The sequence below is a fragment of the Pseudomonas sp. D3-10 genome (assembly GCF_051132175.1).
GTDB lineage: Bacteria > Pseudomonadota > Gammaproteobacteria > Pseudomonadales > Pseudomonadaceae > Aquipseudomonas.
Map to the genome: position 1 here is coordinate 1,416,535 of NZ_CP071668.1, position 11,552 is coordinate 1,428,086.

The window sequence follows — 11,552 nt, forward strand, 5'->3', positions numbered from 1 at the left end:
GCAGCCGCTTTCGGCTTTAACACTGTTTTCGCTTCGGATTGCCCGCCATGACTGCCCATCGAATAGGTTTCCTGATTTGGCCCAGCACTAAAGCCTTGACGCTGGCGCTGGCCGAGGAGGCCTTGCGTGTCGCCCAGCGCGTGCATCCGGACGTGGTCTACGAATTGTCGTTCCTGCAAGCCGAGCCACCGGCCGAGGGCGCTTGGCAGTTACCCGGTGAATCCTGGGTCGGCAAGCTCGAAGGTCTTCAGAAACTGTTTCTGGTGGCCGACGAGCCACCAACGACGCTGGCCTCGCCGCTGAGCAGCGCCCTCAAGCAATTGGTGCGCGCGGGTTGCGTCATCGGCGGTTTGTCCGCTGGCGTCTATCCGCTGGCGCAGTTGGGTTTGCTCGATGGCTATCGAGCTGCCGTTCACTGGCGCTGGCAAGATGACTTCTCCGAGCGCTTCCCCAAGGTCATCGCCACCAGCCATTTGTTTGATTGGGACCGCGATCGCCTGAGCGCTTGCGGCGGCATGTCGGTGCTTGATCTGCTGTTGGCGGTGCTGGCCCGGGACCACGGCGCCGAACTGGCTGGCGCGGTGTCGGAAGAACTGGTGGTCGAGCGCATCCGTGAAGGCGGCGAACGCCAGCGTATTCCGTTGCAGAACCGCTTGGGTTCCAGTCATCCGAAGCTCACCCAGGCCGTGCTGTTGATGGAAGCCAACATCGAAGAGCCGTTGACCACCGACGAGATCGCCCAACATGTGTGCGTGTCCCGCCGGCAGCTGGAGCGGATCTTCAAGCAGTACCTCAATCGCGTGCCGAGCCAGTATTACCTGGAGCTGCGCCTGAACAAGGCCCGGCAGATGTTGATGCAGACCAGCAAATCCATCATCCAGATCGGCCTGTCCTGTGGTTTCTCCTCGGGGCCACACTTCTCCAGCGCCTACCGCAACTTCTTCGGCGCGACGCCGCGGGAAGATCGCAACCAGCGGCGTAGCAGCAGCCCGTTCGAATTGTCTTCAGTGCCGTCCGAGCGCGGCTAAATGGTAAGACTGCGGATAGAGCGGTCAACACAAAAACTGTGGGAGCGAGCTTGCTCGCGATGACGGAGTGTCAGTCAATGCTGAAGGTGACTGACACTGCGCCATCGCGAGCAAGCTCGCTCCCACAGGTGTTTTGTGCCTGGCAGCGGAAACGTGGATGCAGGTGCCTCAAATACAACCGCAACGTTTAAACTGCGCCATTGCGACGCTATTTGTCGCATTGCCGTAAACCCGCGCAAAACGTGGGTTGGCGCTATAAGAAGTTGTCGCTTGGCGGCAAGGCCGGGCTGAAAACTGTCCTTACAATCCTTACCAAGCTCGCCAGTTCCAGGCGGGTGTTCCTCTTCAGGAGACTCCGATGTCCGTTGAGCAAGCCGCGGTACAACGCGCCGATTTCGACCAGGTGATGGTTCCCAACTATGCACCTGCAGCCTTCATTCCTGTGCGTGGTGCCGGTTCGCGCGTGTGGGACCAGTCCGGTCGCGAGCTGATCGACTTTGCGGGCGGTATCGCGGTCAACGTACTGGGCCATGCCCACCCGGCGCTGGTCGGTGCACTGACCGAGCAGGCCAATAAGCTGTGGCACGTATCAAACGTGTTCACCAACGAGCCAGCCCTGCGCCTGGCGCATAAACTGGTCGATGCGACCTTCGCCGAGCGCGCATTCTTCTGCAACTCCGGCGCCGAAGCCAACGAGGCCGCTTTCAAGCTGGCCCGCCGGGTCGGGTTCGATCGGTTCGGCAGCGAAAAATATGAAATCATCGCCGCGCTCAACAGTTTCCACGGCCGGACGCTGTTCACCGTCAACGTAGGCGGACAGTCGAAGTACTCCGATGGTTTCGGCCCTAAAATCACTGGCATCACCCACGTTCCTTACAACGACCTGGCGGCTCTGAAAGCGGCGGTCTCGGACAAGACCTGCGCCGTGGTGCTGGAACCCATCCAAGGCGAGGGCGGTGTGTTGCCGGCCGAGTTGGCCTACCTGCAGGGCGCCCGTGAACTGTGCGATGCACACAACGCACTGCTGGTTTTCGACGAAGTGCAGACCGGCATGGGCCGTAGCGGCGAGCTGTTCGCCTACATGCATTACGGCGTGGTCCCGGACATCCTCACCAGCGCCAAGAGCCTGGGCGGCGGTTTCCCGATCGCGGCGATGCTCACCACCGAAGCGCTGGCCAAGCACCTTGTCGTCGGCACCCACGGCACCACCTACGGCGGCAACCCGCTGGCCTGCGCGGTGGCCGAAGCGGTAATCGATGTGGTCAATACCCCTGAAGTGCTCAATGGCGTCAAGGCCAAGCACGACAAATTCAAGACCCGGCTGTTGCAGATCGGCGAGAAGTACGGCCTGTTCACCCAAGTGCGTGGCCTGGGTCTGCTGATCGGTTGCGTGCTGAACGACGCCTGGAAGGGCAAGGCCAAGGACATCTTCAACGCCGCCGAACAGGAAGGCCTGATGATCCTGCAAGCCGGCCCGGACGTGATCCGCTTCGCTCCGAGCCTGGTGGTGGAAGACGCCGACATCGACGCCGGCCTGGACCGCTTCGAGCGGGCCGCGGTGAAGTTGACCCAAGGCTGAGTTCAGACTAGTCCGGCTCCATTGGGGCCGGCTTTTGTGGGAGCGAGCCTGCTCGCGATTGCGGCCGCCTCGGTCCGCCAGGCAGATCGAGCCGTCGGCATCGCGAGCAGGCTCGCTCCCACAGGAGATCCACTGCAATGTCTGGGTTAATGTCCGGTTTTATTTTCTGTGTATCGATCTTACGGTCGAACCCTTTATTTCAAGTTAAGGAGTGACACCATGCTGGTGATGCGCCCCGCGCAAATGGCTGATCTGGGCGAGGTACAGCGTCTGGCTGCGGACAGTCCGATCGGTGTCACTTCCTTGCCGGATGACGTGGAACGCTTGAGCGACAAGATCGCCGCAAGCGAGGCCTCGTTTGCCGCCGAAGTCAGCTTCAATGGTGAAGAAAGTTATTTCTTCGTTCTCGAAGACACCGCCACCGGCAGATTGGCCGGCTGTTCGGCCATTGTCGCTTCGGCGGGTTATTCCGAACCGTTCTACAGCTTCCGCAACGAGACCTTCGTCCACGCTTCCCGTGAGCTGAAGATCCACAACAAGATCCACGTACTCTCCCAGTGCCACGACCTGACCGGCAATAGCTTGCTGACCAGCTTCTACGTGGTCCCGGAACTGGTGGGTTCGCCGTGGTCGGAGCTGAACTCGCGCGGGCGTCTGCTGTTTGTCGCCAGCCACCCGGAGCGTTTCGCCGATTCGGTGGTGACCGAGATCGTCGGCTATAGCGACGAAAACGGCGACTCGCCATTCTGGGACGCCATCGGTCGCAACTTCTTCGACCTCAACTATGCCGCAGCCGAGCGCCTGTGCGGGTTGAAAAGCCGGACCTTCCTCGCCGAGCTGATGCCGCATTACCCGATCTACGTACCGCTGTTACCGGATGCCGCCCAGGAAGCCATGGGCCAGGTCCACCCGCGCGCGCAGATCACCTTCGACATCCTGATGCGCGAGGGTTTCGAGACCGATCACTACATCGACATCTTTGACGGCGGCCCGACCCTGCACGCTCGCGTCTCGGGGATCCGCTCGATCGCCCAGAGCCGCGTGGTGCCGGTGAAGATCGGCGAAACCGTCAAGGGCGCCGGCCGGCAGTACCTGGTGGCCAATGCCCAACTCCAGGATTACCGCGCCGTATTGCTCGACCTCGACTACGCGCCAGGCAAACCTGTGACGCTGGACATGGAAGCAGCCGAAGCCCTGGGTGTTGGCGAAGGCGCCAGCGTGCGCCTGGTAGCGGTTTAAACAGCAGTTTTCGCGGGTGGCATGAGCGGCCCGTTCGAGGAGATAGCATGATCGTTCGTCCCGTACGCAGCAGCGATTTACCCGCTCTGATCGCCCTGGCCCGCAGCACCGGCACCGGCCTGACCACCTTGCCGGCCAATGAAGAGCGTCTGGCCCATCGGGTTGGCTGGGCCGAAAAGACCTTTCGCGGCGAAGCTGGGCGTGGCGACGCGGACTACCTGTTCGTGCTCGAAGACGATGACGGTCGCGTGGTAGGTATTTCCGCCATCGCAGGCGCCGTGGGGTTGCGTGAGCCTTGGTACAACTTCCGGGTTGGCCTGACAGTCAGTGCTTCCCAAGAGCTGAACATCTATCGGGAGATCCCGACGTTGTTCCTGGCCAACGACCTGACGGGCAATTCCGAGCTGTGCTCGCTGTTCCTTCACGCGGACTACCGCAATGGCCTCAATGGCCGGATGCTGGCGAAGGCGAGGCTGCTGTTCATCGCCGAATTCCCACAGCTGTTCGGCAACAAGATCATCGCCGAGATGCGCGGCATGTCCGACGACAACGGGCGCTCGCCGTTCTGGGAAAGCCTGGGCCGGCACTTCTTCAAGATGGAGTTCAGCCAGGCCGACTACCTGACCGGGGTCGGTAACAAAGCGTTCATCGCCGAGCTGATGCCCAAGTTCCCGCTGTACACCTGCTTCTTGTCCGAGGACGCCCGGGCCGTGATCGGCCAGGTCCATCCCGACACCGAGCCGGCGCTGTCGATGCTCAAGAGCGAAGGATTCAGTTACCAGGGCTACGTCGACATCTTCGACGCTGGCCCGGCCATCGAGTGCGAGACCGGCAAGATCCGCGCGATCCGCGACAGCCAGGCGCTGGTTCTGGCCGTTGGCACGCCCGGCGATGACGCCACGCCATTTCTCATTCATAACCGCAAATGCCAGGACTGCCGCATCACGGCGGCGCCGGCGCGTTTCGCCGCGGGCACCCTGGTGGTCGATCCACTGACCGCCAAACGTCTTCAACTCAACGCTGGCGACCAGGTGCGTGCCGTGGCGTTGTCTGCCGCTCGGGAGTCGAAATAATGAAATCGTTGTACATCGCTGGAAGTTGGCTGGAAGGCCAGGGCGACGTCTTTGAGTCGTTGAACCCGGTGACCCAGCAAGTGCTGTGGTCTGGAAAAGGCGCGACGGCGGCGCAGGTGGAGTCCGCCGTGCAGGCGGCGCGCCAGGCATTCCCGGACTGGGCGCGACGCTCGCTGGATGAGCGCATCCAGGTGTTGGAAGCGTTCGCCGACACCCTGAAGACGCACGCTGACGAATTGGCCCGTTGCATTGGTGAGGAAACCGGCAAGCCCTTGTGGGAAGCCGCCACCGAAGTCACCAGCATGATCAACAAAGTCGCCATCTCAGTGCAGAGCTACCGCGAGCGCACCGGCGAGAAAAGCGGCCCTCTGGGCGACGCTACCGCCGTGCTGCGCCACAAGCCCCACGGTGTGGTGGCGGTGTTCGGTCCTTACAACTTCCCTGGTCACTTGCCCAACGGGCACATTGTGCCTGCGCTGCTGGCGGGCAATTGCGTGTTGTTCAAGCCCAGTGAGCTGACGCCGAAAGTCGCCGAGTTGACGGTCAAGTGCTGGGAGGAGGCGGGCCTGCCGGCAGGCGTGTTGAACCTGCTGCAAGGCGCGCGGGAAACCGGTATTGCCCTGGCGGCGGAACCAGGGATCGACGGGCTGTTCTTCACCGGGTCCAGCCGTACCGGCAATCTTCTGCACCAACAGTTCTCCGGTCGCCCGGACAAGATCCTCGCCCTGGAAATGGGTGGCAACAATCCGTTGGTGGTCGATGAGGTGGCCGACGTCGATGCGGCGGTGTACACCATCATCCAGTCCGCATTCATTTCCGCCGGCCAGCGCTGCACCTGCGCGCGCCGCTTGCTGGTGCCGGAAGGCGCCTGGGGCGATGCCTTGCTGGCGCGCCTGGTGCAGGTCAGCTCGACCCTCGACGTCGGGGCCTTCGACCAGCAACCGGCGCCGTTCATGGGCTCGGTGGTTTCCCTTGCCGCCGCGAAGGCTCTGATGGATGCGCAAAACCATTTACTGGGCAAGGGCGCCGTGCCGCTGTTGGCCATGACCCAGCCGCAACCCCAGGCTGCGTTGTTGACGCCAGGGATCCTCGATGTCACTGCCGTGGCCGAGCGCCCCGACGAGGAATTGTTCGGGCCGTTGCTGCAGGTCATTCGCTACAAGGATTTCGCGGGCGCGATCAGCGAAGCCAACAATACTCAATATGGCCTGGCCGCCGGCTTGCTTTCGGATTCCCAGGAACGCTACGAGCAGTTCTGGCTGCAAAGCCGCGCCGGTATCGTCAACTGGAACAAACAACTGACCGGCGCCGCCAGCAGCGCGCCGTTCGGCGGTGTCGGTGCCTCGGGCAACCACCGCGCCAGCGCTTATTACGCGGCGGATTATTGCTCGTATCCGGTGGCTTCCCTGGAAACGCCGAGCCTGGTCATGCCGGCGAGCCTGACGCCTGGCGTAAAAATGGTGTAGTCCGTTTCGCGAGCAGGCTCGCTCTCACAGGGATTTGCACAATCCATTGTGGGAGCGAGCCTGCTCCGGGCGGCGATCCGACGAAGCCCGCACTGCGGTCTTTACTGATGCCTATAAAAACAGATTCTCGTGGAGCCTCGCTGATGAAATCCTATGAAGTCAACTTTGACGGTCTGGTGGGGCCGACCCATAACTACGGCGGGCTTTCCTACGGCAACGTCGCCTCCCAGAGCAACAGCCAGCAATCTTCCAACCCCAAGGAAGCGGCATTGCAAGGCCTGGCGAAAATGAAAGCGCTGATGGACATGGGGTTCCAGCAAGGGGTGCTGGCGCCGCAGGAGCGCCCGGACGTAGCGGCTTTGCGCCGGCTGGGCTTTGCCGGCAGCGATGCCCAGGTCATCCAGCAGGCCGCCAAAGAAGCCATGCCGTTGCTCGTTGCCAGTTGCTCGGCCTCGAGCATGTGGGTAGCCAACGCCGCCACCGTCAGCCCGAGCGCCGACACGGCTGACGGTCGCGTGCATTTCACCGCCGCCAACCTCAACTGCAAATACCACCGCAGCATAGAACACCCGACCACCAGTCGCGTGCTGGGGGCGATGTTTGCCAACGCGCAACACTTCGCCCACCACGCCGCATTGCCGGCGGTGGCACAGTTCGGCGACGAAGGCGCGGCCAACCACACGCGTTTCTGTCGCGCCTATGGCGAAGCCGGTGTCGAGTTCTTCGTGTTCGGTCGCAGTGCATTCGACAGCCGTTTCCCTTCGCCACAGAAATACCCGGCGCGCCAGACCCTCGAAGCGTCCCGCGCCGTCGCCCGCCTGCACGGCTTGAGCGAAGAGGGCGTGGTCTACGCCCAGCAGAACCCGGCGGTGATCGACCAGGGGGTTTTCCACAACGACGTGATCGCAGTGGGCAATGGCGAGGTGTTGTTCTATCACGAGGATGCGTTTCTCGAGACCGACACGATGCTGGCCGAGCTGAGCTGCAAACTCGCCAAGGTTGGTGGGAAATTTCAGTCGGTGTGTGTACCGCGTTCGGCGGTCACCGTGGATGACGCGGTGCGTTCCTACTTGTTCAACAGCCAATTGCTTTCGCGTCCCGATGGCTCGATGCTGTTGATCGTGCCGGAAGAGTGCCGCAGCAACGAACGCGTCTGGCAGTACCTGCAAGGCCTGACGGGTTCTGGCGGGGTCATCCGGGAAGTGAAGGTCTTCGACCTCAAGCAAAGCATGCAGAACGGTGGCGGCCCGGCGTGCCTGCGGTTGCGCGTGGCGTTGAACGAAACCGAGCTGGCCGCCGTCAACCCAGGGGTTATCATGACCGCGCCGCTGTACGATTCGCTGACCCAGTGGGTCGAGCGCCACTACCGCGACCGCATGGCCGAAAACGACCTGGCGGACCCGCAGTTGCTGCTTGAATGCCGGTCGGCCCTGGATGAGCTGACACAAATCCTTAAACTTGGCTCGGTCTATCCTTTCCAGATCAATTGAAAGCGCGCGCGACCTGACTACAGTCAAAGCAGGGCGCGTTGCCTTACCCCCAGACGAGAATGTAAAAACATGAGCGATACCCTGCAGCTGATTCTTGAAGACACCGACGGCACGCAACTGGAAACCTCCTGCACCCGCGTCGCGGTGATGTGGCAGGGCAAGGAACTGTGGATCCAGCAGGACGGCCGTGGTCAGTTGCTGATCGGCGTCGACGTGGAGGAAGGAGACGAGGAATACGCCAACCTGCTGTTGCGTCCGTTGGCGACCAACCTGGTCAGCCTGCAACTGGAAATGGAACCGGCGGACGTCGGCGACGATGACCATGTCCATGGCCCGGATTGCGGCCACGACCATTAAGGAAACCGCATTATGCTCGCCCTCGGCAAACTGCTTGAACTGACCCTCGCCGGCCGTGAACCGGCGGAGAAGACTCAACTGACTGTCGAAGGCGTACGGATGCGCTGGCTGAGCGAGGGCGCGCTGGAGGTCAAGCCGCCCGAAGCCCGGGATAATGGCCTGGACCTGCTGCTGTCGGCGGGTATCCACGGCAACGAAACCGCGCCGATCGAATTGCTTGACCGGCTGTTGCATGACATTGCCCGTGGCGACCTGAAGCCCCGGGCGCGCATTCTGTTCCTGTTCGGGAATCCCGAGGCAATCCGTCGCGGCGAGCGCTTTGTCGAGCAGGACGTCAACCGGCTGTTCAATGGTCGTCATGAGTTGAGTGGCGGGCCCGAGGCGTTGCGCGCCTGTGAGCTGGAGCGCCTGGCCGCAAGTTTTTTCAGCGTGCCGGACCGCAGCCGTCTGCACTACGACCTGCACACCGCCATTCGCGGCTCGAAGATCGAGCAGTTCGCCCTGTACCCCTGGAAAGAAGGCCGCCAGCACTCACGCCGTGAACTGGCGCGCCTGCGCGCGGCGGCCATGGAAGCAGTGTTGCTGCAGAACAAGCCCTCCATCGTATTCAGCGCCTACACCTACGACCAGCTCGGTGCCGAGTCCTTCACCCTGGAACTGGGCAAGGCCCGGCCGTTCGGGCAAAACGACGGCGTCAACGTCAACATGCTGGAAACCCGTCTGCAGCAGATCATCGAAGGCAATGAGCCCGAGCTGGAGGACAGCCTGGACGGCCTGCAACTGTTCAGCGTGGCGCGGGAAATCATCAAGCACAGCGACAGCTTCCGCCTGAATCTGCCCGCGGACATCGAGAATTTCTCGGAGCTGGATAAAGGCTATGTGCTGGCCGAAGACATCGCCCAGACCCGCTGGGTGATCGAAGAAGAGGGCGCCCGGATCATCTTCCCGAACCCCAAGGTGAAGAATGGTTTGCGGGCCGGCATCCTGATCGTGCCAGCGACTGACGAAAACTTGGCCTGACCCGAATCTCACGCACGCCGCTGAACCCCTGTGGGAGCGAGCTTGCTCGCGATAGCTGAGTGTCAGCGACAAGGATGTCGGCTGGAGCACCGCTATCGCGAGCAAGCTCGCTCCCACAGGTTTTTTAGCGGCTTTTAAACCGCTACCGCCCGCTGCTCACTGCGACGCAACGCCCGAGTCTTATGCAGCGTATCGGCACACGTCTTCGCCGCTTCCTGACCCTTGTGTACGAAGTGCTCGAAGAAAAACTTCTGGTGTTCTTCGCCTGCATGGAAGTGATGCGGCGTCAGCACGACCGAGAACACCGGTACCTCGGTTTCCAACTGGACCTGCATCAGGCCGGTGATGACCGATTGGGCGACAAACTCGTGGCGGTAGATCCCGCCATCCACCACCAGGCCGGCAGCGACGATACCGGCGTAACGGCCGGATTTGGCCAGCAACTTGGCGTGAAGCGGGATTTCAAAGGCACCGCCGACTTCGAAGAAGTCGATGTCGCTTTCCTGGTAGCCCTGGCTGATCATTTCGGCGACGAAGCCTTTGCGGCTCTGGTCGACGATTTCCTTGTGCCAGCAGGCCTGGATGAACGCGACGCGCTCGCCCGGATGGGTTTTGGTCTTGCTGTCGATTGCGGTGGGTTGCATGTTCTGGTTCCTGTTTGTGTAAAAAACAGGGCGTCATGAATCGAAGGGGATTCGAGGGTACGCCGCGCACAGAGTCGCAGTCGGCCCTTGGGTGTCGATCCCGTTCTCTCTTCATCCGGACTATGACCGTCGGCCCCGGGATCAAACCGGGTCTGCTGACCTTGCCGCTGCACCGCGAAAGCCGTGTAGTGCCAAGCGCTCGCGGGCTATGCGCATTGCGCGCAATTACCGCCGGTGGGGAATCGCACCCCGCCCTGAGAACGTTTTGCCGGCACATTTTGTGACGGCGGAGGATTTTTAACACATAAGCCCCTGTGGGAGCGAGCTTGCTCGCGATAGCGGTGGTTCAGCTTGCATCGATGTGGACGTACTGCCGCCATCGCGAGCAAGCTCGCTACCACAGGTGATTTGGATGGTTCGTGTGGTCCTGGGCTTGATTATTCCGCGCCATGCCCGCAGTAATTGCCCTTAGAAAGGGAATTTTCCCCACCAGAACCCGAGGCCAGATTCATGAGTGTTATCGATCTTCGCAGCGACACGGTCACCCAACCCTCCGCCGGCATGCTGGATGCCATGGCCAGCGCGCCGACCGGCGACGATGTGTATGGCGAAGACCCGACTGTCAACCGTCTCGAAGCCGAGCTCGCCGAGCGCCTGGGTTTTGCCGCGGCACTGTTCGTGCCCTCAGGCACCATGAGCAACCTGCTGGGGTTGATGGCCCATTGCGAGCGCGGCGACGAATATATCGTCGGCCAGCAAGCCCACACCTACAAATACGAGGGCGGCGGCGCGGCGGTGCTTGGTTCGATCCAGCCGCAACCTCTCGAAGTGCAGGGGGATGGCTCGTTAGACCTGGCGCACGTCGCGGCGGCGATCAAGCCCGACGATTTCCACTTTGCCCGCACACGACTGCTAGCCCTGGAAAACACCATGCAGGGCAAGGTGCTGTCGCTGGATTACCTGGCCCGAGCCCGGCGCTTTACCCAGGAGCATGGGCTTGCCCTTCATCTGGACGGGGCACGGTTGTACAACGCCGCCGTCAAGCTGAATGTCGATGCCCGGGAAATCACCCAACATTTCGATTCGGTGTCGGTGTGCCTGTCCAAGGGGCTGGGGGCTCCGGTGGGCTCGGTGCTGTGCGGCACGGTCGAGCTGATCGGCAAGGCCCGCCGGCTGCGCAAAATGGTTGGCGGGGGGATGCGCCAGGCCGGGATCCTCGCTGCGGCGGGGCTGTATGCCCTGGACCATAACGTCCAGCGCCTGGCTGATGACCACGCCAATGCTCAGAGGCTCGCCGAAGGCTTGCGCGCGGCGGGCTACGAGGTCGAGCCGGTGCATACCAACATGGTCTACGTGCAAATGGGTGAGCGGGCCGAGGCGATCAAGGCGTTTGCCGATGAGCGGGGCGTCAAGCTCAGCGCGGCTTCACGGCTGCGAATGGTGACGCACATGGACGTGAGCGCGGCGCAAATCGATCACGTGATCACCACTTTCGTCGAATTTTCCCGCCAATGACCCGGGAACCGGGGTAATTGATAGTTTCTATCGCATAAACACGCTGTACCCCACGCGAAGGGCCGATATAATGCGGCCCTTTGCCGTTGCTCCGTCTGTTGACGTTTTGCACAGGCCTTTGGCCGCAGCCTCCGTGGAAGA

Annotated in this window: 10 protein-coding genes and 1 riboswitch; of the genes, 9 read left to right on the top strand and 1 reads right to left on the bottom strand. The window is 62.0% G+C overall.

Annotated elements, in window-relative coordinates; genetic code table 11:
- Positions 1 to 47 precede the first annotated feature (47 nt).
- The 8 genes from argR (at position 48) to astE (ending at position 9,252) form a co-directional block, all read left to right on the top strand.
- Positions 48 to 1,028, top strand: a complete 981-nt coding sequence (argR, locus tag J3P90_RS06245; protein ID WP_420767503.1) for a transcriptional regulator ArgR — start codon at positions 48 to 50, stop codon at positions 1,026 to 1,028.
- A 358-nt stretch (positions 1,029 to 1,386) separates the two neighbouring features.
- On the top strand, positions 1,387 to 2,607 hold the full coding sequence (locus J3P90_RS06250) for an aspartate aminotransferase family protein (RefSeq protein WP_420767502.1): 1,221 nt from the start codon (positions 1,387 to 1,389) through the stop codon (positions 2,605 to 2,607).
- 219 nt (positions 2,608 to 2,826) lie between these two features.
- Positions 2,827 to 3,846, top strand: a complete 1,020-nt coding sequence (gene aruF, locus J3P90_RS06255) for an arginine/ornithine succinyltransferase subunit alpha (RefSeq protein ID WP_420767501.1) — start codon at positions 2,827 to 2,829, stop codon at positions 3,844 to 3,846.
- Between the two features lie 47 nt (positions 3,847 to 3,893).
- Positions 3,894 to 4,919 (top strand): arginine N-succinyltransferase, encoded by a 1,026-nt coding sequence (gene astA / locus J3P90_RS06260; protein WP_420767500.1) that lies wholly within the window; start codon positions 3,894 to 3,896, stop codon positions 4,917 to 4,919.
- Positions 4,916 to 6,385 (top strand): succinylglutamate-semialdehyde dehydrogenase, encoded by a 1,470-nt coding sequence (gene astD / locus J3P90_RS06265; protein ID WP_434676548.1) that lies wholly within the window; start codon positions 4,916 to 4,918, stop codon positions 6,383 to 6,385. Before astA ends, astD begins: the two co-directional genes overlap by 4 nt.
- A gap of 143 nt (positions 6,386 to 6,528) precedes the next feature.
- Positions 6,529 to 7,875 (top strand): N-succinylarginine dihydrolase, encoded by a 1,347-nt coding sequence (astB, locus tag J3P90_RS06270; RefSeq protein ID WP_434675985.1) that lies wholly within the window; start codon positions 6,529 to 6,531, stop codon positions 7,873 to 7,875.
- A 69-nt stretch (positions 7,876 to 7,944) separates the two neighbouring features.
- Positions 7,945 to 8,232 (top strand): hypothetical protein, encoded by a 288-nt coding sequence (locus J3P90_RS06275; protein ID WP_003178862.1) that lies wholly within the window; start codon positions 7,945 to 7,947, stop codon positions 8,230 to 8,232.
- Positions 8,233 to 8,244: 12 nt separating this feature from the next.
- The gene (gene astE / locus J3P90_RS06280) at positions 8,245 to 9,252 is read left to right on the top strand and encodes a succinylglutamate desuccinylase (RefSeq protein WP_434675986.1); all 1,008 of its coding nucleotides are present in this window, start codon (positions 8,245 to 8,247) and stop codon (positions 9,250 to 9,252) included.
- Positions 9,253 to 9,386: 134 nt separating this feature from the next.
- On the opposite strand, the gene J3P90_RS06285 is transcribed toward astE, so the two are convergent.
- Positions 9,387 to 9,896, bottom strand: a complete 510-nt coding sequence (locus tag J3P90_RS06285) for a 6,7-dimethyl-8-ribityllumazine synthase (protein WP_434607346.1) — start codon at positions 9,894 to 9,896, stop codon at positions 9,387 to 9,389.
- A gap of 98 nt (positions 9,897 to 9,994) precedes the next feature.
- Positions 9,995 to 10,162, bottom strand: a riboswitch (FMN riboswitch).
- Between the two features lie 244 nt (positions 10,163 to 10,406).
- Between J3P90_RS06285 and ltaE the strand changes: the two genes are divergently transcribed.
- Entirely contained in the window at positions 10,407 to 11,411 is a 1,005-nt protein-coding gene (gene ltaE / locus J3P90_RS06290) for a low-specificity L-threonine aldolase (protein ID WP_434675987.1), read from the top strand.
- The last annotated feature ends 141 nt before the right edge of the window (positions 11,412 to 11,552 follow it).